The following is a 23948-nucleotide window of genomic DNA, read 5'->3' as shown; positions in this document are numbered from 1 at the left end:
CCCAACATATATCGACTGTCCAGTCCCGTGACGAGCGTAGGAGACCGCAGAGGGGGCATTCTGGAACATGACCTCGAATTCGGATCCGCCGGGCCGTCCCCGGCGAAGGGTGTATGCGCTGGTGGTAATAGCCGCGGCGATAGTGCTGGCCATAGCCGCCACCGTGTACTTCGGAGTAAGAGAAGACAACAGCACGGACAGCACGAGCACGGCCCCCGCCCCGACCGCGACCGAGCCGAGTGGCCGACCCACCGCACTGCCGACCACAACCCCCACCGGCCCGATAACCTCTACGAGCGCCACCCCGGCACCCGGCCAGTTCGCCTACCAGCCGCTCTGGCCCTTCGCCGACGCCGCCGATGCCGCAACCTGGCAACAGTCCTATCGCGATGGCGGACACCAGCCCTGGCATCTGGATCCCGCCACGGTCGCGCTGAACTTCACCCAGACCTACCTCGGCTACAGCGATATCGACCGCGTGCTGCTCACCAACACCAAGGCCGAACAGTCTTGGGTGACAGTCGGTTTCAACCTGCCGAACGGCGTCGCCAGCCCGGCCGCCGTCCTACATTTGGTCCGCATAAGCACCGGTGACGATGCCCCCTGGGAGGTGGTCGGCACCGAGGACCGCACGCTCACCTTCACCGCACCCCGCTACGGCACGCTGGTCACCTCCCCGCTCCCCGTCGGCGGTCACGTCACCGGCGTCGACGAGAGCTTGCGCGTCCGCGTCCACCAGCTCGGCCATGACCAACCGGTCGGCGAGATTCCGGGCATTCCCGCAGGGGGCGAGCAGTCCCCGTGGTCGGGCAGCGTCCCCTTCGCCGCCTCCTGCCCGGGCACCCTCACCGTCGCCGTTTCCACCGGCGGCCACACCGCGGAAGTGGAGCGTTTCGCCATCACAGGAGTCCACTGCTGAGAGCGAGTGTGCGAATTCCTCTCGAGGACCACCCGGAGGCTGCGACAGTTGTACTGAAACGCGAACTACCGCAGGGAGATTCCATGCCTGGTGTAACCGATCGAGTCATCATCGTCACCGGAGCGGGCGGTGGCCTGGGCCGCGAATACGCGCGGCTGCTGGCCGCGGAGGGCGCATTGGTCGTGGTCAATGACCTTGGTGGGGCCCGTGACGGCACCGGCAGTGGCACCGCCATGGCCGATACCGTGGTCGCCGAGATTCGCGCGGCGGGCGGCACGGCGGTGGCGAATTACGACAGTGTCGCCACCGAGGAAGGCGCGCAGTCGCTCGTGGCCACGGCCGTGAACGAATTCGGCACGGTGCACGGCGTCGTCAACAATGCCGGAATCCTGCGCGATACGAGCTTCGCGAAAATGACCCCCGACGTCTGGGAGATAGTGCTGCGCGTGCACCTGTTCGGCGCGTACCACGTCACCCACGCCGCCTGGCCCCACTTCCGCGAACAAGGCTTCGGCCGAGTGGTCATGGCCACCTCTACGTCCGGCCTGTTCGGCAATTTCGGCCAGGCCAATTACGGTGCGGCCAAACTCGGACTGGTCGGCCTGATGAACACCCTGGCCATCGAGGGCCGCAAATACGACATCAAGGTCAATGCCGTGGCCCCGATGGCCGCCACCCGCATGACCAGCGATATCGCCCCCGCCGAAATGCTGGAACACCTGCCGCCCGAGCATGTCGCCCCGATCGTCGGCCACCTCATGAGCGAGGAATGCACCGACTCCGGTTCGATACTGATCGTCGGCGGCGGATCCGTGCAGCGTGTGCAGCTCTTCGCGAATAAGCCGGTGCAATTTCCGGAGGTCCCCAGCATCGACGAGGTGCGGGACAATTGGAGTCGTATCACCGATATGTCCGACGCCCAGCCCGGGGTGAACCCCGCGGGCTGAGCCCCTCTCGAGGAGCTCGCCATGAGCGAGAACAATTGGGACGCACTGGTTGTCGGCGCCGGGGTGGGCGGTCTCTGCGCCGCCGCCCGGCTCTCGCACCACGGCTACCGAACCCTGGTGGTAGAACGCCTGGATCGGGTCGGCGGCCGCGCCTCCACCGAAGAACTCGACGGATTCACAATCAATAAGGGGGCCGTGGTCGTCGAACTGGGCGGCATCACCGAGCAGACCTTCGAAGAGGTGGGCGCGAAATTCGAAGTGCGCCCGGCGGATCCGCCGATTCTGTACCGGATCAATGGCCGGGACGTGGATGTCGCCAGCGGCGGCTGGGGACTATTGATTTCCCAGCTCACCCGGCACGGGGCCTCGCTGGTAAAGGGCATAGGGGCCGCCCGCGAGGAAAGCGGGCTGCCCGATCGGGAACTATCCACCGCCGACTGGGTGCGTAGGTACACGAAGAACGATGCGGTGCAGGGGATCTTCCGCAATATGTGCGGATCCATCTTCGCGGTCGGCTCGGAGGAACTGCCCGCGCGCGTGTTCCTGACCTACTTCACGCGCAAGTCGGCGTTCAAGCGATTCGGCTTCTGTCCGGAAGGCACCATCGGCATCTGGAAGGCACTGGCGGAGGTCGTGGAACGCACCGGGGGAGCGGTGTGGCTGAACAGCGAAGTGGAGCGGCTGCTCGTCGAGGATGGCCGCATCACCGGCGCGCGCATCAAGCGAGGCGATGAAACAGTAGACGTCACTTGCGCTTTCGCGGTCAGCGATGTCGGACCGTCGGCGACGCTGGACCTGATCGGCCCGGAGCACTTTCCCTCGGACTACGTCGGCACCGTACTCCAGGGCGATCTGCCCTGCGGCATGATCTCGGTCAATTTCGCGAGCGAGAAGCCCTTGATCAAGGCCCCCGGACTGCTCAGCTTCGCCCGCACCCGCCGCCTCTGCTACATCGCCAACTTCACGGCCACCTGTCCCGAGATGGCACCCGAAGGCTGGCATCTCTACGTCGGCTCCGGCGTACCCAAACCCTCGGTCGGCGATTTCGACGCCGATGCCGAAACCGCCCTGGTCCTGCAGGATCTGCGCGAGGAGATCGCCGGTTTCGAACAGGCCCGCATCCTGTCCATCGAGGTGACGCGCGACGACTGGCCACCGCAACGCGCCGTCTCCGGCTACGACCTGCCGCACGGCACGCCGATCCCGAACCTGTGGAATGTCGGCGACGCCGTCAAGGAATACGCCAATGGCGGCATCACCGCCTGCGCCGAAACCGCCAAGATCGTGGTCGAGGAGATCGTCCACAGTGCGGCGGGTCGCCGTTCCTGAGGCAGTGATCAGTCGAGCTGCTCGGCCATCCCGGGCAGCCGGTCCACCATGGCCACCACGAAATCCTCGACAATGCTGATCAGGACCGGCCGCTCCACCTTCAGCCCGCCATTGATCCACACCAGGATCAACTCCGCGGCTCCGCCGGTGATCAACTGCGCCAATGCGTTCAGCGCCGTGTCCTCGCCCTCGGGCAGCTCGAGAATCACGCGAGTCTGATCGATGATCACCTGCGCGACCTCGCGCATGCCCTCGAACCGCCGCCGCATCAGCGCCTCGCTGCCATAGGCCTGTGCGAAGGCGATATTGGCGCGCCGCGGATCGTCGGTGACCGCGATGATCAATGCCGCCACGCCCGCGCGGATCTTCTCCTCGGGAGTGCCCTGCGTGTCGGTCATTGCGGTGCGCGCGGAGTCCAAGGCCTCACCCTGCACCTCGTCCAGCAGCGCGGCGGCCAAGGCGTCCAGATCCGGGAACGCCTCGTAGAAGAACCGCGGCCCCACTTTCGCCAGCTCGCATACCCCGCGCACGGTGAGCGCGGAGAGTCCCTGGGTGCCAACAATGTCCAGCGCGGCATCCAGGAGCCTGCGCCGACGCTGTTCGCGTCGCTCGCCGGTCGTGGTGCCGCGATAGGTCCCATTGATAGCCCGCGTCACTCTGCAAGCTTCGCACAGAAATCGGGAAACAAACGTATACGGAAACATTGGTTTCCTATATCGTGGAGGCAGGCGTTCCGATCGGAGACCAATGATGAATCTCCTTGTGCCCAGCGATTTCCGGTTGGCCAGTGCTCTCCGGGACTCGCATCTGCGCGAGTTACTCAGCCACCGGATCCAGGTCCGGGCCGCGCGAGCGCTGGAGCGGTACCCGTCCGCGCCACGCCCGCTGGCACTACCGCCGCCCGGCAGCGGACTCAAACCCATCATGGGAGATTTCGGGCCGCCCGTCGTCGGCCACATGATGAGCAGCTTCGCGGATCCACTTCCCTTCGCGCGCAAGCGAATGCAGATGTACGGCCCGGTGCAATGGATGGGCGGGTTCGGCCGCCAAGTGGTGGGCCTCGGCAGCCCGGCGGCCATGGAGGAATTCCTGCTGGACCGCAAGAAGGTGCTCTCCGCGCAACGCGGCTGGGAATTCGTGATCGGCCCGTTCTTCCGCGGCGGAATCCTGCTGCGCGACTTCGAGGAGCACGCCTACCACCGCCGCATCCTCCAGCAGGCCTTCACCCGCTCGCGGCTCATCGGCTATCTGGATCTCACCACGCCGCGCATAGTCCGCAGCATCGACGCCTGGCAACCGGGCACCGAATTCCGCCTCTACGACCGCGTCAAGGAACTACTCCTGGAACAGGCCACCGAGGTATTCGCCGGAGCCGAACTCGGCCCGGAGGGCACCCGCCTGGCCCATGCCTTCGAGGATGCGGTGCGCGGCGGGCAAGCCGTACTCCGCACCAATCTGCCGGGCGGCGTATGGCATCGGGGCATCCGAGGCCGCCGAATCCTGGAGGAGTACTTCCGCCGCGAGCTGCCCAAGAAGCGCGCCGGAACCGGTGACGACCTGTTCAGCGTGCTCTGCCACGCCGAGACCGAGGACGGCGAATCCTTCACCGACGCCGACATCGTGCACCACATGATCTTCGTGATGATGGCCGCGCACGACACCAGCACCATCACCATCTCGATGCTGGCCTACGAACTCGCCCGCAATCCGCACTGGCAGGAGCGGCTGCGCGCGGAATCGCTGGCTCTGGGTAAACCGGCCCTCGACTACGCCGATCTGGACCGTCTGCCGAGCCTGGACCTGGCCTTCAGGGAGGCCCTGCGGATGTACGCACCCGTCGCCGGTCAGATCCGCGAAACCATCGCGGACACAGATATTCTCGGCTATTACATCCCGGCCGGGACTCTCGTCGTGATGGGGTCGCACGGCATGATGCGCACCGAGGACTACTGGCATGATCCGGATGTCTTCGACCCGGAACGCTTCGATCCCGCACGCGCGGAGGACAAGTCGCACCGTTTCGCCTGGCCCGCGTTCGGCGGCGGCGCGCACAAGTGCATCGGCCGGTACTTCGGCGGCATGACGGTGAAGGCGGTCCTGCACCGCATGCTGCTGAACTATCGCTGGTCCGTGCCGGAGGACTACGAGGTCCCGCTGGTCCTGGGTACCGGCCCCAAACCCGCCGACGGACTACCCGTCCGCTTGGAGCGCCTGTGAGTTCTTCGAGCAACGTCACCTGACATCGCGCGGCACCCCGAGTTCCACATCGAGATAATGCAATTCGGGGTCCCGCCGCCGTCCATTCCGGAATGCGCGGAACACCAGATCCTGCGGATGCCGCACCGCGAACACATCCCGGAAGGTGGCCACCGTCCGCTGCGGCGCACCCCGCAACTGGGGGTTGTACCCCGCCTGTGCCACCGGCCCCTCCCAGATGAGCGCGGCCCCGCCCGGCACGCTGTGCGGCGCGAAGCTCCAGCCGAGATCCCGCATGCGCCTGTCGAATTCGCCCGACCCGAGCCCCGCCACATCCCATCCGCTGGCCTCATTGAACAGCCGCCTGCCATGCAGGAACTGCACGAAGCACGGATCCGGACCCGGATGGGGCGTACTGATATTGATCACGCCGTCCCAGGGCAGCGTGGTCAGCGCCCAGGCCAGCCGCGCCTCGAAATCGTCCCAGTCATCGCACAATGCGGGCGCGCCGCGCTCGGTCGGGCGATCACCGGCCAGCCCGTACGTGCCCTTCTCCGGCGCGTCCAGACTCCACGCGGTGAAGCGCAGTCGATCGCAGTCCATGGCCAGTCCGTGCCGCAGCACCGCCACCACCGAGTCGGCGATCGCGCGCCGCTGATCGATGCCGGTCCGGCGCGGCCATCCTGAACTCCACTCCCGTGCCAACTGCGGCTGTTCCCGCACCCGCTGCACGGCCCGATATTGCGGATCCGGTGCTGCCGCATCGGATTCCAGGACCAGGGGCACCGGATCCCATATCCCGTCCGGCTGCGCCCGAATCACCGTCAGGAGCCGATCGGCATCGGCGGTATCCTCCGGCACCGCGAGCACCACCTCGACATCGCTGCCCTGCTGCGCGAAATGCACATGCCGCCCGATGCCCTCGTCGCGTACCTGGATGAACCGCGGATTCCACTCGAGCCCCGTCCGCTCGGCCTCCTCGTCTTCGAGGAAGAACGGCATCCATTTCAGAAGTACATCCCAACCCTCTGCACCCACGTTGCCTCCCTCCAGGCATCTAGCCAAACTACCGGTCGGTTACAACCGATGCCGGGCAATGGCTATCGGACGGCATGCTCGCCGTGGTAGAACCTGTTCTAGTTTTCTTGCTGAAGGACCGTGAATGAACTGGTACACCGGTAACACCGTTTACGACACCGTCTTGACGATCGCCTTCGCTTTCGCGGCGTTCGTACTGGTCGGCGGGCTGTTCGGGCAGAGCCCGTACGGCCGATTCGCCACCGCCAAGCTCGGGCTCAATCTGAATCCGAAGCTCGGCTGGTGGCTGATGGAGATTCCAGCCACCGTGGTGTTCGCGGTCGCGTACCTCAGCGGTCCGCAGCGGTTCGAGCCGACTTCGCTGGTGCTGGCGGCCATCTGGATTCTGCACTACGGCAATCGGGGATGGTTCTTCCCCCTGTCGATTCGCCAAGTGCCTGGGAAACAAACCAGTTTCAATGTTTCCGTGCTGGGGATGGGCATGCTGGTCACGACGCTGCACGGGTATCTGAACGGTGCGCTGTTCAGTCACGACTACCTGGGGCAGTATGGCACCGACTGGCTCACCGATCCGAGATTCCTGATCGGACTGGTGATCTACCTCTGCGGTTTCGGGTTGCTGGTCAGCTCCGAGCGGATTGTTCGCAATCTTCGCGATAAGAACAACCCGGGCGCAACGGAATACAAGATTCCCTTCGGCCTCGGCTTCAAGTTCGTCACCAGCCCGACCTACCTGGGTGAGCTGCTCGCCTGGGCCGGATTCGCGATTCTCACCTGGGCGCTGCCCGGCGTGGTCATCTTCCTGATCACCTTCGGCAATCTGGTGCCGCGCGCCTTTGCCACCCATACGTGGTACCGGGAGAAGTTCGCCGACTACCCGGTGGAGCGGAAAGCCCTGGTGCCCTTCGTGATCTAGCGCCGTGCCCTTCGTGATCTAGCGCCCCTGCCGGGCGGCCTTATCGCGATACATCGCGGTGTCCACCGCGTGCATGAGCTCGTCGATGGCGGTCGAATCGGTATCCACCAGCGCGGTGCCGATACTCGCTCCGACCGTCACCGACAGCCCCGCCACATCGAACGGATCCGCCAGGGCGCTCAGCAGCTTGTCCGCCACCGCCCGCAATTCCGCCAGGCCCGAACAGTTTTCGACCAGCACGATGAACTCGTCACCGCCGAGCCGCGCCACCACGGCATTCGGCGGCAGCGCCTTGCGCAGCCGATCGGCCACATCGCAGAGCACCCGATCGCCCGCGGTGTGGCCGCGCCGGTCATTGATCTCCTTGAACCCGTCCAGATCCAGATAGCAGACGCCCACCTGACCGGTGGACGCGGTGAGCCGATCGAAGAACAGCAGCCGGTTCGGCAGCCCGGTGAGCGAATCGTGGTGGGCGTCATGCCAGAGCTGATCGGCCAGCTGCTTGCGCTCGGTGACATCCACCGTGACTCCGATGAGAAACCGCGGATTGCCCTCGAGGTCGCGGACCACCGTCATGGACAGGTCGATAATGGTGATCCGGCCATCCGGCATGGTGTGGGTGGTCTCCATGCGGAACCGGTCGATCGCACCGGTGAGCAGGTTCTGGAACATGGAGAAGGCGTCACCGATATTGGCCGGGCCGAGAATATCGGCCACCGACCGACCCGGCATGGCGTCGGCGGGCACCCCGAGCACCTCGGCCATCGCATTGTTCACGTCCACCACCTGCCCGGTGGTGATGTCGACGGTGCCGATGCCCACCGACGCGCCCTCGAAAATGGCCTGGAACCTGGCCTCCGACAACTGCCGTCGGGCCTCGGCCTCGCGGACCGCGGTGAGTGCGGCGGTGAGGGTGGTTTCCTGCTCGGCCAGTGCGGCAATGCGCAGGCCCGCGGTGAATTCGGCGGCGAAGACGGCCGCCAGTTCGATCGCGCGATCCCGGACATGTTCGTATTCCGGACTATTCGGGTCCGGGCAGACTGTCTTGACGAGGTCCTTGCACAACACCAGCACCGAGCGGTGCACGGCGAGCGGATCGCGATAATTCGCGGCGACGAGGGCGGCGGCGGCATCGCGCGCCACCCAGAGCTCGCCATTGCCGCGCACCGCCGCGATCAGGCGCTCGCCGAAACCGTCGAGCAGGTCCTCCACTTGGGCGCGGGTGAGCGTCGGCGCTACCGCGCCCTCCAGCATGGCGGCCCATCGGACCGCCAGCTCGTCTGCCACCACCTCACCCCCTGCCCGGTTCGCGTGTCAGGCCTTGCGGCCGACGCCCGCGAGTCCTAGCGAACGGCCGGGTACCTCGTGCTGGTCGCGATCGGACTCCGGTCGCCACAGCGGCAATTCCACCACACCGGGTTCGACCAGCTCCCAGCCGTCGAAGAAGGCGGTAATGGATTCGCGATCGCGGAATTGGATGCCGACCTTGGAGACATTGGCGGAATTCGCGCCGAGCTTGGCGGCGTCGTGCGGGCGAGTGGCCGAGGTGAGATGGGAGATGGCCACATAGCTACCCGGCGGCACGGCCGCGTGCAATTGCGCCACGGCGGACGCGGGCTCGTCGGCATCGGCGAGCAGGTGCAGCACCGCGATGAGCAGCACGCCCACCGGCTGCTCGAAATCGATGAGACCGGTGGCGCGCACCTGCTCGAGCAGATCGGCCGGTTTGCGCAGGTCCGCCTCGATGGCGTGCGCCTTGTCATTTCCGGTCAGAATGGCCCGCGCGTGCGCGACCGCCACCGGGTCGATATCCACGTAGAGCACCCGGGCGTCCGGGGCGATCTCCTGCACGATCTCGTGGACATTTCCGGCGGTTGGAATGCCGGAGCCGATATCCAGGAACTGCCGCACGCCCGACTCCGCCAGGAACCGTACCGCGCGGCGCAGGAAGGCCCGATTGCTCAAGGCCAACCGGGGCAGATCCGGTACCAGCAGCTTGCCCGTCTCGGCGGCCTGGCGGTCGATCTCGAAGTTATGTGAACCGCCCAGCAGGGCGTCGTACATGCGAGCCGGGCTCGCCTGTGTCATGTCCACGCCGTCTGGAGCCCATACCGGTCTGTCCATTCGAAACCCTCCTGCGAAACGATCAGTCCCCGCCGCTGCGAATGTTAGCCGCCGTTCGCGGGAAGCCTTGCAGTGCCGCCGATCTCGCTGTGAGGTGGGTCGAAATCAGCGCGCGGGGGACGCCTCACAGGTGCTGTGCGTGAGCGGCGGGACGCAGACCCCGGTGACATCGGCCAGTAGCAGTCGCGCGCCCAGGACCAGCGAACACAGTGCGATCGCACCGAACAGCAGTACCCAGAGTATCCCCGGAATGCGGGTCAAACGGGCCAACTGGTCGGCATCGGAATTGGGTTCGTGCGCACGATTGCGCTGCAATTCGAGGACCGGCCGGACCGCCGCCAGCAGAAGGAACCAGGCCGCCGCATAGGCCAGCGCCGCCTGCACGGTGTCGGTGCCGAACCACGACGCCCCGAACACCACGCCGCCGGTCACCAGAATCGACAGCAGCCCGTACCAATTGCGCACCTTCAACAGCAGCACGAGCAATAGCGCGATGGTCAGCCACAACATGAGCGTGATCCGATGCGCCCCCAGCAGCGCCGCATAACCCAGCCCCAGCAGCGCGGGCGCGGGATACCCGGCTGCACTGGTCAAAATCATCCCGAACCCATACGGCTTCCCACTCGACACGGTGAGACCCGAAGTATCCGAATGCAATCTGATGCTGTTCAGCCGCCGCCCCGTCAGCAACGCCGTGAACGCATGCCCACCCTCATGCGCCAGGGTCACCACATTCCGCAGCACCCGCCACGTAGGCCGGAAAACCACCACTAGCAGCGCGACCACACCCGTCCCGATCACCAACTGCCAGGGCGGCGGACTCTGCGTAGTGGTCAGCCGATCCATGATCGTGCTGCCGCGCTCAACGAACTCTGCGGTGTTCACCGCCGAACCATAGCGATTCCAGCCGAGCTCGACCACAGCTCCGTCCGCCCGCGCCTCAGGATGTAGCGGGCTCCTCGGGGACGTCATAGATGCCCGTGGCGAGATCGAGGACATCAGCGGTGCGGGCGGCTGCTTCATCGATGGCAATCCGGGGCAGCGCGGGAAGGGTATCCCGGTAGTACGTTCCAGGACCGTAGAACTGTCGATTCGATCGGGCACCACCCTCACCTTATGCTCGGTGAACCGGTTTCCGGCGATCCGCGGCGGGTAGGGCCGTGTTAGGTCTTGTTCGATTCGATCGGGCCACAACAGGTTTCGCATTGCCGAGCGCGGAGCCGCAGCGGCGGGAGGTTCGTGATGACTGCTGTGGATGAGGCCGGACGGATCACCGTGGTGAATCCGGCTACCGAGGAGGTTGTTTCGACGCTGCCGTGCGGCGGCGCGGCCGAGATCGATCGTGCGGTCGCGGCGGCGGGGGCGGCGTTCGAGTCCTGGGCCACGACGGAACCGGCCGAGCGGTGTGCGGTACTGGATCGGTTCGCGGCGCTGTATGCCGCGGAGCTCGAACAGACCGCGCAGGTGATCACGATGGAAATGGGCGCGCCGATACAGGTGTCGCGGGCGGTGCATGCCGGGGTTTCCGGGCAGGTGATCGCCGATACCGTACGGATAGCAAGGGAATTCGAGTATGAGAGCCGGGCCGGGGATTCATTGCTCCGGCGCGAACCGTACGGGGTGGTCGGGGCGATCACGCCGTGGAACAACCCGCTGTACATGATGTTCTTGAAGGCGATGCCCGCGCTCGCGGCCGGGTGCACGGTGGTGCACAAACCGTCGGAGCTCAGTCCGCTCAGTGCGCAGCGGATGGCTGGGCTGCTCGAACGGGCCGGCTTGCCCGACGGGGTGTACAACCTGGTGGTCGGCGCGGCGGAGGCGGGTGCGGCATTGAGTGCGCATCCCGGGGTGGATGTGTTGTCGTTCACCGGTTCCACCGGCGCCGGTAGGAAGGTCGCCGCGGCTGCCGCCGACACGGTGACGCCGGCGACGCTGGAGTTGGGCGGCAAATCGGCCGCGGTGATTCTCGAGGACGCCGACCTGGACCAGGCTGTATCCGAAGGGCTGCGAAGCGCCTTCAACAATGCCGGGCAGATGTGCGGGGCGTGGACTCGGATGGTGGTGCCGCGCCGGTTGATGGGCGAAATCACCGAACGCGCTGTCGCTGGGGTCGGGGAATTCGTGGTGGGTGATCCGCTCGACGAGAAAACGACCATGGGGCCGTTGGTCTCCGCGGCCCAGCGGGCTCGAGTGCTCGGATTCATTCGAGCCGGGATCGAGGAAGGCGCCACGCCGGCGATCGGCGGACTCGGCGCACCACCGGGACTGGAGCGCGGATTCTATGTGCGCCCAACGGTATTCACGAACGTCGACAATTCGATGACCATCGCGCAGCAGGAGATCTTCGGGCCGGTACTGTCGATCATCGCCCACGATGGCGACGAGGATGCGGTGCGCATCGCCAATGATTCCGATTACGGGCTACGGGGTGCGGTCTTCTCCGCCGATCCCGATCGGGCGCTTGCGGTGGCACGCCGAATGCGCACGGGTCAGGTCGATATCAACGGCTACAAGCTGACGATCGATATTCCCTTCGGCGGGTACAAACAATCCGGGTACGGCCGCTGCCAGGGCGTGATGGGTTTCGAGGAGTACTTGCAGATCAAATCGATTCAGCTATAAGGACAAACCGCCCACCGTGGCGATCTGGTCCTGCCACACGCTTGACCGGTACCCAGCCAAACCCCTCTTCTCTTAAGCGGAGCAAAGGATCTCGTCGGTACGCTCGTGGGCATGGGTGGGGACTTGTTGGCGCTGATCGTCACCATTGGTCTGTTGGTGTTGTTCGGGTGGGCGGGTATTCGGGCGAAGCATCGCGGGCTTGGGGGGTCGTTTGTCGGGCCGTTGCAGGAGATGTTCGATCCCGGTGCGGCGCGGGCGCAGGTCGTTATCGAGGAGAGGGCGGAGCTGCCGGATCCTTCGGACTCCGGCGATCCGGACAACGACGGGGATGTGCCGAATACTGTGGTGTACAAGGGTATTCGGATCCACATCAACCCTGATAAGGCCCGGCGACGCGCGGGGTGACGGGACCACCAGGCGAGGTGATTGCCCACGGGGAGGGATGATGGTCGGCGAACCTGTCACGACGCTGCATGACTATCAGTTGGCGATGCTTCATCCGATGAACAAGAGCGCTCCGGCCCAGGCCGCGAAGCTACTCGATTCTGTTGGTGCCACCTCAGCTGATACGGCGGCCGCGGAGAAGAGGTGGTTCTACGGAGAAGCCGTGAATGCCTTCAAGTCGATCGATGAGTATGTAACGGCTTGGGGTGCACCGACTTCGGAACGGAGCGAACCGCTCGGCAGTCGAGAGATCCGCTATGCGCGATGGGATCTCACGTTCTGGCCCGGACTGCAGATCGAGTTCATGGAACTGCATCGCGGATACAACCTCTTCCGGCAATTGCGTCGCAATCCCGAGATGCCGCGGCCGCAGATCGACTCCGTCGCCGATCTGACGCCCTGGTCATGCACATGTGCGGAGCTCCAAGAATCCAGCCTCGGCCCCGTTGACTTCGTAGACGGATTCGGTGCGGTCGGAGACGTGTTTGTTTTCACCGCAGTCCACCCCGGCACCGGCCGTCAGCAGCAGTACTTCGCCTACATCGATTGGGGCCTGTTGCAGGGAGTCGAACCGGCACCGGTGCAACCCCCAGATGACGTGCTCGTCGGAGGTGTTCCTGTACAGCCGATTACAAGATCAGGGAGCTCTCACGTCGGAATTTTGTCCGATTCCCCTGACTGAGAGCTCCCTGATCTTGTCGCGACATGCGGCTAGTTAGAGAATTTGGTGTCAGGGTCGAGTCCCGGTGCCCCGATCAGCGGGAGCGCAACGTGAGGGGTGGTCAGTGCAGGGTGTTGATGAAGGCTGCTAGTTCGTAGCCGCTGTAGTCGGGGCGGCCGTCGTTTTGGACGGCTGCGGCGCCGATGGTGTCGATGTGGGTGTAGCCGGGGAGTTGGACTACTTTGGCGGTGGCGGGGGCGGGGAAGAAGACGCCGCTGCCGGTGATGATGGGGCTGTCGCCTGCGTAGGCTACGAAGTTTGGTTTGGTGCGGTTGAGGGCGTGGTATTTGAGGTCGGCTAGGTCGCCGGTGCGGGCGCCGCCGAAGCCTGCGCCGGTGTCGACCACCACGCGTAGGGGGAAGTAGGTTTCCCAGTAGGCATAGGGGGCGCCGGAGGCCAATTGTCTTGCGACATCGCGGATATCGGCTACTTCGTGGCCGGGGGCGGTGTAGCCGACGCCCTGTACGTCGTTGTAGTTTCGCCAGCGGTAGAGGACAGTGCGGTCGGTTGGCGCTACGCGCGTTTGGTTGCCCGCGGTGATGCGGAGGAATCCGCCGAGCAGCGGGAGTTGGGTGAGTTCACCGGGATTGGGGAAGCTCTTGACCTGTACCGGCCCACCGTCCAGCACGCCTACGCCCTGCTGGAACAGCGTGAAGTTGGTGGAGTTGTTGTCGATGAGAACACCGAGCAGGGCTGTATTGGTGAAGTGATAGTCCCGCATGGTGCCGCTGCCGTCGCCGCCATTAGTGGCGAAGGCACTCCAGGTCGGCGCGAACGCGTAGTTGAGTGTCGCGTCCATTTCGAGATCGTGCGGAAGATGGGACAGGAGTTGGCTTTCCCCGTCCGGATCGAGATGAGCGGCCAGCCCTGCGAGCCGCAGCAACAGGAAGGCTCTGGTTCCCAGCACCGGGAGTGAACCGAAGGTGCGGGGGAGTACGCCTGCCCGGAATCCGGCCTCCACGAGCGCATTCGTAGGACTCACAATGGCATTGGTGATGTCGTGCAGCAGGGGCGTGTTCTGGATGGCCACGGGATCGGAGCTGACCATCGAGTCCTGGGCGGCGAAGGCCGCGCACTGATCCGTGCCCGAGCCGTCGACGCCGAAGTCCCAGTCGGAGAAGAACCCGGTGACGAGACCGCCGAGAGAAATTCCGGTGCAGACGAATTTGCGCTGCCGGTCGGCCCGATCGGGCAGGGCCGCGCGCATCACCTCGAACTGGTCGTGCACGATGCGCTCGAGACCCATGTAGTCGAGCACCGCCAGATCACCGTTGGATTTGAAGCCGGGGAAGCGCTGGCCGTCGATGGCCAGGCCATTGAAGTAGTAGTCGACCGCATCGAGGTAGTTGCCCGTGCTCAGCGCGTAATCGAATCCGGTGGTCTCGTCCAGACATGCGGAACGCCTTGCCAGCGCCCAGAATTCGATCTTCTGGCCGAGCGAGCGCGCCGAACGCACGGTATTGGTAGCTACGCTGTCCGAATTCATGGCGCCACCACCGAGCCCCTGCTGCTGGACGACGATGTGATCGGCATCCGTGGACTCCGCCGGACCGTCGGCGGACCGATAGCGCAGATAGCCCACCCGATCACACGCGGCCGGATGCGGAGGCGCGTCCGCGGGCAACGGCAGCAGGTAGCTGACCTCGGAGACGGCAATGCCGTCGCGGTCCGACAGGACCTGTTCCTGCCGGTCGGTCGCGGCGCCCGGCGGGTCGGCGTGCGCGAATCCCACACTGCCGCAACCCACAAGGCTCAAACTCAGCACCATCGCCAGCCGCCCATGCCGCGCGCGCAGCCCGGCGAATCCGGCGCGCCGCTGCCCCGACCATCCATAGCTCATGCACGGATAGTTACACGCGTCTGAGACGGTAACATCCGGCAAATGCACAGATTTCGGGTGCGCGCCTTGTGCTGACGAATAGACCGCGCTCGACCACAGCCCGGCGGGTCGGGCCGAGAGGCCGTATGCGCGTCGATAGCTGCCGGGCGTGTCAGGCCGATAGGCGGGACGCGTGCTGATAGCTGCCCGGCGTGTCAGGCTGAGAGGCGAGACGCGCGCCGATAGCTGCCCGGCGCGACGCCGTACTCGCGTTTGAACGCCTTCGCGAAGGCGAATTCCGAACGGTACCCGGATCGTTCGGCCACGACCGCCAGCGTGGCATCGGTCTCCCGCAGCAGCCTACCCGCCGCGGTCATGCGCCAACCGGTGAGATAGCCGAGCGGTGGCTCGCCCAGCACGGCGGTGAATCGCTTGGCGAAGGCGGCGCGTGAGAGACCCGAGGCACGGCTGAGTTCCTCGACGGTCCACGGATGGCCCGGGTCGGCGTGAATGGCGCGCAGTGCGGGCGCGATGGCCGGGTCGGTGACCGCGGCGGACCAGCCTTTCGCGTGATCGGCGGTCATGTCCTGATACCAGGCTCGCATGATCAAGAGCAGCAGTAGATCGATCAGCGCCGCGACAATGCTGTCACTGCCGGGGCCCGGATCGTCCATCTCGCTGGTCAATTGGCCGATGGCGGTACGGAGTGCGGGTTGCTGGCTCGCGGCGGGGAGATGGATCACCTCGGGCATACCCGCGAGCAATGGATGCTGCCGGGTGAGATCGAGTTTGTAAGCGCCACAAGCGAGTACGGCGCGCTCACCGGGCCCGTCCTTGTATAAGCCGCAGCCGACGACAGGTTGATTCGCCGGAGCCTCGACTCGCCGATCGACCGACTTGCCGTCGATCACCAACTCGCGCAGGTACGAGCTGGTGTCGATTCGGTTCTGGGAGAACACATCCGGTGTCAGGTCCGGGTCGCTGCACAGCGTGTGCCCGCTGCCCTGCCGCAGGAAGATGACGTCGCCGGTGTCGAGGCCCAAGGAAGCGCCGCCATCGAGCGGGACGAGTTGGCAACTGCCGTGCAGCACCACATGGAAACTGGCTCCGGACACGGCCGGAAACCGCATGCTCCATGGCGCTCGGGCATCAGTGTGGGTGAATACCGGCGTACCGGTGCGCAGCGCGGTGAGGGCATCACTGAATACATCCATCTGCAACCTCGCCACACACCGAAGACGTTCGGACAGAACAGGAAGCGTATCAGCCATACAATCACCGTCCCGGCTTCCCTAACGTCGTCCACGTGATGCAAATGACCAGGAAATTCGCAGTGCGGGGAGTGGCTGCCGCGTCGGTGCTGACCGTTCTCGCCACCGGTTGCGCTACGACGGACAAGCCGACCGCGGCACCCACCATCGGTCAGTTCGCCTCGCCGAATCCGGGCTCGGTCAACACCTTTTGGCTCGACACCGCTGATGGCCTGGTGGTGGTAGACGCCCAGCGCTCGCAGACCGATGCCCGCAGCGCCCTGTCGGCGATCCAGGCCACCGGTCGCCCCGTCGCGGCGATGGTGATCACCCACTCGCATCCGGATCATGTCGGCGGAATCGGTGTGCTGCACGAGGCATTTCCGGCCGCCCCGATCTACTCGTCCAAGACGACAGCGCAGGACATCCAGACCGATCCGCTGGGCTTCTACGACCTCACCCGCCGCCTGCCGAACTCCGACTACGCACCGCGAATGACCGTCCCCGACCACATTTTCGAGCCGGGCGCGACCGTCGCAGTCGGCGCGACCGAGCTTCAGACCGCCGAATTCGAACCCGGCGAGTCCGAGACGGCCACGGTCTACTACGAGCCGCGCAGCGCCACCCTGTTCGCCGGTGACCTGGTCGCCGACAAAGCCACTCCCGCACTGCTGGAAGGACATTCGTGCGGCTGGCTGATCAATCTCGACAAGCTGACCGCGCGATTTCCCGCGATCCGCACGATCTATCCCGGCCATGGTGCGCCCGCGGGGCCGGAGCTCATCGACCAGCAGCGCACCTACATCAAGCTGGTCCGCCGCCTGGTCGGCACCGCGATCGCGCCGACTTCACCCGGTGCCGCCGAGGTGACCGACGACGAACAACGCTCGATCCTGGCCGAACTCGACCGCACCTACCCGGGCTACCCCTCGGTCGCCTCCCTGCCCACGATGGCCGAGCTCAATGTCCAGACCGTGGCGAAGGAGATGCGGGCCGAGGACTCCGGCGCACTGTCCCCCTCATGCCGGGCCTGATCGCAAGCCGCCAACTGTGTCGCCCGCCTGCCCCGTCTGATCATCGGCCGCCAACTGTTTCGGCGGAGTGGGCCTGTTGTTTGTTTCTGGCCGGTAGGTTCGTGGGTATGCCGGTACCTTCCGCCACAGTTGGCCGAGGCGGTCGCTCCGGCGATCCCGAACACGCAGATTTCCCATCCGAGTTGATGATCGAGGGCGACCCGAAGTCCGGGACGGCCACGGGCGTCAAACGGGGCAGCGAGTACGCGATCCTGATGCGCCAGGTCCGTGAGGCGGGACTGCTCGACCGGCGGCTGCGCTACTACGGCTTGCGGATCGCCGCCACCTTCGGCGCGCTGGCCGCCGGATGGATCGCCTTCGTGCTCATCGGCGATTCCTGGTGGCAGTTGGGCACCGCGGCATTCCTCGCCGCGGTCTTCGCGCAGTTCGCCTTCCTCGGGCACGATGCGGGACATCAGCAGGTCTTCGGCAGCCGTAAGGCCAATAACGTGCTCGGCCTGATCAGCGGGGATCTCGCCATCGGGCTGAGCATCGGCTGGTGGGTCGGCAATCACAATCGGCACCATGCCAATCCGAATACCGAGGGCTCGGATCCCGACATCATGGGAATCCTGGCGCATTCCAGCGCGCGAGCCCGCGCCGGGCGAGGCTTCCGCGGATTCATCTTCCGGCACCAGGCCTGGCTGTTCTTCCCGATGCTCACTCTGGAGGCGGGCAGCCTGCACGGTGCGAGCGTCAAAGCCGTGGCTCGGCGGGCAACTCCGCAGTGGGCGCGCGAGGCGGTGCTACTGAGTGCGCATGTGGTGCTGTACCTTTCCGCGGTATTCCTCGTGCTGCCTCCCGGGAAAGCACTCATCTTCATCGCGGTGCAGCAGGGTCTGTTCGGTCTCTACATGGGCTGCACCTTCGCGCCCAACCACAAGGGCATGGAAATTATCGAGACTCCAGGCGCGGTGGACTTCCTGCGCCGTCAGGTCCTCACCTCCCGCAATGTTCGCGGCGGCTGGTTTACCGACGTCGCATTGGGCGGCCTGAATTACCAGATCGAACACCACTTGTTCCCGTCCATGCCGCGCGCGAACCTCCGCCACGCCAGGCCCCTGGTCATGGCATTCTGTGCCGAACACGAGATTCCGTACTGCGAGACCAGTCTCCTGGAGTCCTACGCGCAGGCGTTGCGTCACCTTCACGCCGTCGGGCGCGAGTAGACCTTCACTCCCGCGGCGACGAGCACGGCCGCAATCGCGACGAATACGATCTGCGGCCGATCCAGGGTGTTGTCCCCGGCCAGCAGATACCACGCGATATTGATGAGCCAATGCCCGATCGCCGCGGTCAGGACGCGCTGGCGGAAGCTCCCATCGCCGACGTATCCGAGCACGAACGAGAACGCCATGGCCGAGACGAAAAAGCATGCCCCGGTCACCGGTCCCGCCGCGAATGCCTGCACATGCCACAGTGCCCACGTCGCCCCGGTCACCGAAATCGCTGCGACCCTGGTCATTCGAGATTCGAGCAGCGGCTGCATCAACCCACGCCAGCCGATCTCTTCACCGGCCGCGCCGATGAGCTGAAGCCCTAGGAACACCGAAAAGGGCACGCTACCCACCGCTGCGGCGCCCACGGTCGCAGTCCCCGAAACGACCGCCGCCGCCGTGATCAAACCCCAGAACGCCACGCAAGCCGCGACCATCGTCAGGACATTCGCGCCTACCCGCCGAGTCGAAACCGCAGACGGCAGCGCCTGCGCGACAGTGCTCCTGAACATCAGCCAGGTCGCCACTGCGCCGAGCGCCGGGCCGAACTGCACCAGCGATAACGCCGCCGGGTCGAGGCCCGTATGCGGTTGCACCGCAAGCAACACCGCCGAAGCGACAAGCGTGGAGAGAACGAAAACGCCGAGGGCAGCCCAAGCCCTCGACTGCACCGCGGAGGCGGTACCGGGTCGCGTAGTGGTCTTCATTCGCCCTACTCTGACGGCCGATATCCGCCAACGAATCACCCTGGAGTGCTGATCCCCTGTAGTACAGAGGTATTACCGGTGGCCCGATCCAGCCACTCGGACAGCAGCGCGCGCTCGGTCTCGGTGAGCAGCTCGAGTTTCGGCACCACGGTCCGGAATGCGATGGCGGCCGCGGTCGTCCCGTCCTCGGCGAGCGCGGGCGCATCGGTCAGGATCGATTGCGTCACAGCGTCATACATCGCCTCCGCGAGATCGAGGTCTCGCCGCTCGGGTGGCATGGCGAGCAGGGTGAGCACGGCACCGGTCCCGGCAGCGTGAATAAGCTCGACCGCACGGTTTTCGGTGACCCGGAGCCTTCCGATCTCGGCAATCCGATGCACGCGACCGCGCAATACCTCCAAACCGGCTGCCCCGGCGGGTGAACGAGCACTGCGGCCGGGATCGACGAGCAGGCCGAACAGCGCGGCATTGGCCAGGCCGAAACCGATATGTGTGTTCCAGCCCGCTCGCAGGTCCGCGATCGGGTCCTCGTCATTCGCGACCAGTGCCTTCTCGGAGACATAGGTCGCGAAGGCATGTTCGGCGACGGCTTCGAGCAGCCCCTCCTTGTCTCCGAAGAGGCGGTAGATGGTCGGGGCCTGCACCCCTGCCGCCAGTGCGACGGACCGGGTGGTGACCGCGGCCGCGCCCTGCTCACGTAGGAGCGTCGCCGCGACCTCCACGAGATTCGCCCGTACCTCGTCTCGGCTGATGCTGCCTGCCCTGGTGTCGACCATGTTTCCAAGGATAACGCATGCTTGATATCGCTGGAGTATCAATGATAACGTGAGAACGATTCCATTGATAACAGTGCGGAGTGAACAATGATTATCGTCAGCGGCGCGACCGGACAACTCGGCTCGCAGACCGTCCAGCGGCTACTCGAACGAGTCCCGGCCGACCAAATCGGCATCAGCGTGCGTGACCCCGGCCGTGCCGCCGACCTCGCCGCGCGCGGCGTTCGCGTACGCCGCGGCGACTTCACCGAACCGGATTCCCTGGCCGCCGCCTTCGAGGACGCCACCCAGATACTCATCGTCTCGTCCAATACGAGCGGCGACACGGCCGTCGAACAGCACACCGCGGCAATCGAAGCCGCGCACGCCGCCGGAGCCAAGCGCATCCTGTACACCAGTCACCAAGGCGCAAGCGAAGATTCAACCTTCGCACCCATGCCCGACCACGCCGCCACCGAACGACGGCTCACCGAGGGGTCGGTCCCGTTCACGGCATTGCGGAACGGCTTCTACGCGAGCACCGTCCCGCTCTTGCTCGGCCGGGCACTCGAGACCGGCGAACTCATCGCACCGGCGGACGGCCCCGTGTCATGGACCGCCCACGCCGATCTGGCCGAGGCGACAGCGCGAATCCTCGCCGATGAGAACCGATTCGACGGCCCGACCCCACCGCTCACCGGCCCGGAAGCCCTGGACCTGCAAGACATCGCCCACATCCTCACCGATCTCACCGGCCGCACCATCCGCCGCGTACTCGCCGCCGACGACGAATGGACCGCCAACCTGATCGCGCTCGGCATGCCCGCCGGACAGGCCAACCTCCTGCTCGGCATGTTCCACGCCTCCCGCCGCGGCGAATTCACCACCACCGGCCCGGCGCTCGAGGACCTGCTCGGCCATCCCGCCACACCCTTGCGCACAATCCTGGAAGCGGCGTTGTAGCAGAGGCTTCCTGTTCGATCTACTGGAACGCCTTGGCAATTCAGGTCCGGCGCATCCGGAAGGCGTGGACTGCCTGCGGAATGCCGAGCGCAACAAGCCGCCACCCGGTGACCAGCGTCAGCACCGTGAGCGAATCGAAGTGCGAGACGACAAGGACCACGCCGCCCGCGCCTGTTCTTCGAAGGCGTTTGGGCCGAGGTTATTTGGACTCGATTCGCCCCAGCGGGTCGGATTCGGCCGCCAACGCGTCCTGTGCGGCGGGCCACGAGGAATCGTCGCCGTGGAGTTGGGTGCGGAGGTAGGCCCAGGTGAGTTGCTGGACCGCGGCGACTCGCTTGAGGTTCTCATCCGTGGTCTCGGCGACGTCATAACCGGAGATCCCGCCGAGTCCATGCTCGGCGTCGAAAAGCGTGAGCAGGGATTTGGGGCCGGGGGAGAGGAAGTATGGATCGGTGTGCCATTCCGCGCCCCGGACCGTCAGATGCGTCGAGGTGTCCTTGTCCCCGGCGACCACGAGTGCGGGCGTGGTCATGTGGGAGAAGTCCGGGGTCGACATGAACGAATAGTTCTCGGCCACAAACTCGGTCACGGCGTCGCCACCCCGGCCGGGTGCGGCGAGTAGGACACCCGCCTTGATCCGAGCCTCGGCCAGGTCAACCTCGGTTCCGTCGCGCGGATCGGTGAGCCGCGCGCCCAGCAGCAGACTCGCGGTGTGCCCGCCCATCGAGTGCCCGGCCACTGCGACCTTGTCGCGGGCGAGGCGTCCGAGGAGCTGTGGGACGGCGGCCTCGATCGCATCGAGCTGGTCGAGAATGCGAGTCATATCCTCGGCTCGCGACCGCCACGCCGGAATCCCCTGGGGGTCAACGGGATTGCGTATCAGCGTCATCGAGTCGAGGTGAGTGGGTTGAATGACGGCGAACCCATGCGCCGCCCAGAAATTGACGAGCGGCGCGTACCCGTTCAGCGAGGACAGATGGTTCGAATGGCCCAGTCCGTGCGAGAGCAGGATGATCGGCAGCTCGTCCCCGGTGACGGGCGCGGACACCCGAACCCGCAGATCCACGCCGCGCCCGGGAGCCTTGACAGTCACCGGGGCGACCGAGAGAACGGGGGCGGATGCGGCAGCGGCAGCCGCCGCAAAAGTCGATTCACTCATGATGTGGAGTTCGCCTTCCAAGGAGATACGCTCAAAGCGGAACATTGTTCCACAACGATATGGAACATTGTTCCGCTTTGTCAACGTCCATCCGAAAGGAGAGTTCGTGCCCACGACAGGCCCGTCCGGCGAGGTGCCCGCTCGCAGCAAGCGAACCGACGCGGTCCGCAACCAACAAACCCTGCTCGCCGCGGCCGCCGAGGTTTTCGCCACTTCCGGCGTAGACGCCCCGATCCGCGAGATCGCAACAAAGGCAGGCGTCGGCCTGGGAACGATCTACCGCCACTTCCCAACCCGCGCAGACCTGGTCGTCGCCGTCTACCGCCACCAGGTCGAGACCTGCGCCGAAGCAGGCCCCACCCTCCTGGCCGCCGCCGACTCCCCCCTAGCCGCACTCCGCCAATGGGTAGACCTCTTCATCGACTTCCTGGTAACCAAGCACGGCCTGGCCAACACCCTCCAATCCGACACCAGCGGCTTCGACGCCCTCCACACCTACTTCATCGACCGCCTGATCCCCGTCTGCGCCCAGTTACTCGACGCCGCAACCGAATCCGGCGAAATCACCCCCGGCACCCACCCCTACGAACTCATGCGCGGCATCGGCAACCTCTGCATCGGCAGCGACACCGACCCCCGCTACGACCCTCGCCGCCTAGTCGACCTACTCCTGCGGGGCCTCGCCCGGCCGAACTCCGGAGCCTGAATCTGGAGCGACTGCAGTCAGCTTGAGGCCGAACAACATTCGATGCGGTGCTCACACCGGTCGGACTAAGATCAATTGGATGAACGTCACAGTTTTCGGTGCTGGTGGAATGGGGCTGTACTTCGCGGCTGTGCTGGCCCGCGCCGGGCATCGGGTCACGGTGGTCGGTCGAGCCGATACCGTCGCGGCGGCGGGCGAACCGCTGGTGTTCGGGCATGGGGCGGAGGAGATTTCGGTGCCCGGCGTGCGTGCCGTGGCGGCGGTGCCCGCGGATGCCGAACCGGCGGATCTGATCATCGTGGCGGTCAAGGCATGGCAGGTGGCCGAGGCGGCGGTGGCGCTGCGCCCGCTGGTCGGGCCGGATACGACTGTGCTGCCGGTGCAGAACGGAGTCGAGGCGGGTACGGATTTGGCCACGGTGCTGGGCGCGGACCGGATTCTGGGCTGCACGTGTGTGGTCATCGCCCAGCGGGTCGGGCCGTGGTCGGTGCGCTGTCTCGGCGCGCACGCCACCGTGGAAATCGGTGCGCTGGCACCGGAATCCGGGCCGAGTCGGTTCGACGCCGTTGCCGCGGCGCTGTCGGCCGCCGGGATCGGCGTCACCCGCTCCGGAGACATCGAGGCCACGCTCTGGCGCAAACTCATGCTGATCTCCTCCTACGGCGGCGTCGGTGCGCTGGCGCGCCAGCCGGTGGGCATCACCCGCGCCGAACCCGCGACCGCAGACCTCGTGCGCGCCGCCATGATGGAAGTACTGGAGGTCGCGCGGGCCCGCGGCATCGCACTCGACGACCAGGACGTCGATCGAATGATGAAGGTGTACTTCGGATTCAGCCCCGACACCACGTCGTCGATGCAACGCGACCTCGCCGCCGGACGCCCCTCCGAACTGGAGTACCAGAACGGCGCGGTACTCCGCTTCGGCCGTGCGTCGGGGGTCCCCACGCCCATCCACCAGACCGTCTACGCCTCGCAGCTACCCGGTGAACTGCTCGCCCGAGGCCAGCGAGCCTGACCAGCTGACGCTCCGCCGCAGGGCATGA

General features: G+C 65.8%; 23 protein-coding genes. 13 read left to right on the top strand and 10 right to left on the bottom strand.

Features of this window, described 5'->3' with window-relative positions; all coding sequences use genetic code 11:
- Nucleotides 1–67: 67 nt before the first annotated feature.
- From AB0N05_RS27825 to AB0N05_RS27815, 3 genes are all read left to right on the top strand, one after another.
- Entirely contained in the window at nucleotides 68–919 is an 852-nt protein-coding gene (locus AB0N05_RS27825) for a hypothetical protein (protein WP_364699028.1), read from the top strand.
- An 83-nt stretch (nucleotides 920–1002) separates the two neighbouring features.
- A complete protein-coding gene (locus AB0N05_RS27820) occupies nucleotides 1003–1866 on the top strand; it encodes an SDR family oxidoreductase (protein WP_364699026.1) in 864 nt (287 codons plus the stop codon).
- Between the two features lie 21 nt (nucleotides 1867–1887).
- On the top strand, nucleotides 1888–3195 hold the full coding sequence (locus AB0N05_RS27815) for an NAD(P)/FAD-dependent oxidoreductase (RefSeq protein WP_364699024.1): 1308 nt from the start codon (nucleotides 1888–1890) through the stop codon (nucleotides 3193–3195).
- Between the two features lie 8 nt (nucleotides 3196–3203).
- On the opposite strand, the gene AB0N05_RS27810 is transcribed toward AB0N05_RS27815, so the two are convergent.
- Nucleotides 3204–3851, bottom strand: coding sequence for a TetR/AcrR family transcriptional regulator (locus AB0N05_RS27810; protein ID WP_364699022.1), 648 nt, complete (start codon nucleotides 3849–3851; stop codon nucleotides 3204–3206).
- Between the two features lie 91 nt (nucleotides 3852–3942).
- On the opposite strand from AB0N05_RS27810, the gene AB0N05_RS27805 reads away from it, so the two are divergent.
- Nucleotides 3943–5412: a cytochrome P450 gene (locus AB0N05_RS27805; RefSeq protein ID WP_364699020.1), complete on the top strand. Its 1470-nt coding sequence runs from the start codon at nucleotides 3943–3945 to the stop codon at nucleotides 5410–5412.
- Between the two features lie 15 nt (nucleotides 5413–5427).
- Here AB0N05_RS27805 and AB0N05_RS27800 read toward each other — a convergent pair whose 3' ends face one another.
- The gene (locus AB0N05_RS27800; RefSeq protein WP_364699018.1) at nucleotides 5428–6429 is read right to left on the bottom strand and encodes a hypothetical protein; all 1002 of its coding nucleotides are present in this window, start codon (nucleotides 6427–6429) and stop codon (nucleotides 5428–5430) included.
- Nucleotides 6430–6553: 124 nt separating this feature from the next.
- On the opposite strand from AB0N05_RS27800, the gene AB0N05_RS27795 reads away from it, so the two are divergent.
- Complete coding sequence (locus AB0N05_RS27795; protein ID WP_364699016.1) at nucleotides 6554–7345, top strand: 3-oxo-5-alpha-steroid 4-dehydrogenase; 792 nt, start codon at nucleotides 6554–6556, stop codon at nucleotides 7343–7345.
- An 18-nt stretch (nucleotides 7346–7363) separates the two neighbouring features.
- Here AB0N05_RS27795 and AB0N05_RS27790 read toward each other — a convergent pair whose 3' ends face one another.
- From AB0N05_RS27790 to AB0N05_RS27780, 3 genes are all read right to left on the bottom strand, one after another.
- Nucleotides 7364–8632, bottom strand: a complete 1269-nt coding sequence (locus AB0N05_RS27790; protein ID WP_364699014.1) for a sensor domain-containing diguanylate cyclase — start codon at nucleotides 8630–8632, stop codon at nucleotides 7364–7366.
- A 27-nt stretch (nucleotides 8633–8659) separates the two neighbouring features.
- A complete protein-coding gene (locus AB0N05_RS27785; protein WP_364699012.1) occupies nucleotides 8660–9469 on the bottom strand; it encodes an SAM-dependent methyltransferase in 810 nt (269 codons plus the stop codon).
- 105 nt (nucleotides 9470–9574) lie between these two features.
- Entirely contained in the window at nucleotides 9575–10354 is a 780-nt protein-coding gene (locus AB0N05_RS27780) for a M50 family metallopeptidase (protein ID WP_364699010.1), read from the bottom strand.
- 357 nt (nucleotides 10355–10711) lie between these two features.
- Between AB0N05_RS27780 and AB0N05_RS27775 the strand changes: the two genes are divergently transcribed.
- From AB0N05_RS27775 to AB0N05_RS27765, 3 genes are all read left to right on the top strand, one after another.
- Nucleotides 10712–12091: an aldehyde dehydrogenase family protein gene (locus AB0N05_RS27775; RefSeq protein WP_364699008.1), complete on the top strand. Its 1380-nt coding sequence runs from the start codon at nucleotides 10712–10714 to the stop codon at nucleotides 12089–12091.
- 111 nt (nucleotides 12092–12202) lie between these two features.
- Entirely contained in the window at nucleotides 12203–12496 is a 294-nt protein-coding gene (locus AB0N05_RS27770; protein ID WP_364699006.1) for a hypothetical protein, read from the top strand.
- A gap of 37 nt (nucleotides 12497–12533) precedes the next feature.
- Nucleotides 12534–13217 (top strand): hypothetical protein, encoded by a 684-nt coding sequence (locus AB0N05_RS27765; protein WP_364699004.1) that lies wholly within the window; start codon nucleotides 12534–12536, stop codon nucleotides 13215–13217.
- A gap of 100 nt (nucleotides 13218–13317) precedes the next feature.
- Here the strand turns inward: AB0N05_RS27765 and AB0N05_RS27760 are convergent, their stop codons facing one another.
- A complete protein-coding gene (locus AB0N05_RS27760; RefSeq protein WP_364699002.1) occupies nucleotides 13318–15096 on the bottom strand; it encodes a hypothetical protein in 1779 nt (592 codons plus the stop codon).
- Between the two features lie 194 nt (nucleotides 15097–15290).
- Nucleotides 15291–16289 carry an AraC family transcriptional regulator gene (locus tag AB0N05_RS27755; protein ID WP_364699000.1) on the bottom strand — a complete coding sequence of 333 codons (999 nt, stop codon included), beginning with the start codon at nucleotides 16287–16289 and terminating at the stop codon, nucleotides 15291–15293.
- A gap of 101 nt (nucleotides 16290–16390) precedes the next feature.
- Between AB0N05_RS27755 and AB0N05_RS27750 the strand changes: the two genes are divergently transcribed.
- Entirely contained in the window at nucleotides 16391–17359 is a 969-nt protein-coding gene (locus AB0N05_RS27750; RefSeq protein ID WP_364698998.1) for an MBL fold metallo-hydrolase, read from the top strand.
- 185 nt (nucleotides 17360–17544) lie between these two features.
- Nucleotides 17545–18567 (top strand): acyl-CoA desaturase, encoded by a 1023-nt coding sequence (locus tag AB0N05_RS27745; protein ID WP_364698996.1) that lies wholly within the window; start codon nucleotides 17545–17547, stop codon nucleotides 18565–18567.
- Here the strand turns inward: AB0N05_RS27745 and AB0N05_RS27740 are convergent.
- Together AB0N05_RS27740 and AB0N05_RS27735 are read right to left on the bottom strand one after the other, a co-directional pair.
- Nucleotides 18546–19322 (bottom strand): type II CAAX endopeptidase family protein, encoded by a 777-nt coding sequence (locus AB0N05_RS27740; protein ID WP_364698994.1) that lies wholly within the window; start codon nucleotides 19320–19322, stop codon nucleotides 18546–18548. The two genes, AB0N05_RS27745 and AB0N05_RS27740, sit on opposite strands and share 22 nt — an antisense overlap.
- 35 nt (nucleotides 19323–19357) lie before the next feature.
- Nucleotides 19358–20098, bottom strand: a complete 741-nt coding sequence (locus AB0N05_RS27735; RefSeq protein ID WP_364698992.1) for a TetR/AcrR family transcriptional regulator — start codon at nucleotides 20096–20098, stop codon at nucleotides 19358–19360.
- An 87-nt stretch (nucleotides 20099–20185) separates the two neighbouring features.
- On the opposite strand from AB0N05_RS27735, the gene AB0N05_RS27730 reads away from it, so the two are divergent.
- Nucleotides 20186–21040 (top strand): NAD(P)H-binding protein, encoded by an 855-nt coding sequence (locus tag AB0N05_RS27730; RefSeq protein WP_364698990.1) that lies wholly within the window; start codon nucleotides 20186–20188, stop codon nucleotides 21038–21040.
- Nucleotides 21041–21239: 199 nt separating this feature from the next.
- Here AB0N05_RS27730 and AB0N05_RS27725 read toward each other — a convergent pair whose 3' ends face one another.
- Nucleotides 21240–22199 (bottom strand): chlorophyllase, encoded by a 960-nt coding sequence (locus AB0N05_RS27725; RefSeq protein WP_364698988.1) that lies wholly within the window; start codon nucleotides 22197–22199, stop codon nucleotides 21240–21242.
- Between the two features lie 106 nt (nucleotides 22200–22305).
- Between AB0N05_RS27725 and AB0N05_RS27720 the strand changes: the two genes are divergently transcribed.
- Together AB0N05_RS27720 and AB0N05_RS27715 are read left to right on the top strand one after the other, a co-directional pair.
- Nucleotides 22306–22905, top strand: coding sequence for a TetR/AcrR family transcriptional regulator (locus AB0N05_RS27720; protein WP_364698986.1), 600 nt, complete (start codon nucleotides 22306–22308; stop codon nucleotides 22903–22905).
- A gap of 79 nt (nucleotides 22906–22984) precedes the next feature.
- On the top strand, nucleotides 22985–23920 hold the full coding sequence (locus tag AB0N05_RS27715; RefSeq protein WP_364698984.1) for a 2-dehydropantoate 2-reductase: 936 nt from the start codon (nucleotides 22985–22987) through the stop codon (nucleotides 23918–23920).
- The last annotated feature ends 28 nt before the right edge of the window (nucleotides 23921–23948 follow it).

Source organism: Nocardia sp. NPDC051030 (assembly GCF_040683015.1).
In the GTDB taxonomy this organism is placed as follows: domain Bacteria; phylum Actinomycetota; class Actinomycetes; order Mycobacteriales; family Mycobacteriaceae; genus Nocardia.
The sequence above is the reverse complement of the archived record's forward strand: the minus strand, read 5'-3'. Positions and strand labels throughout refer to the sequence as shown.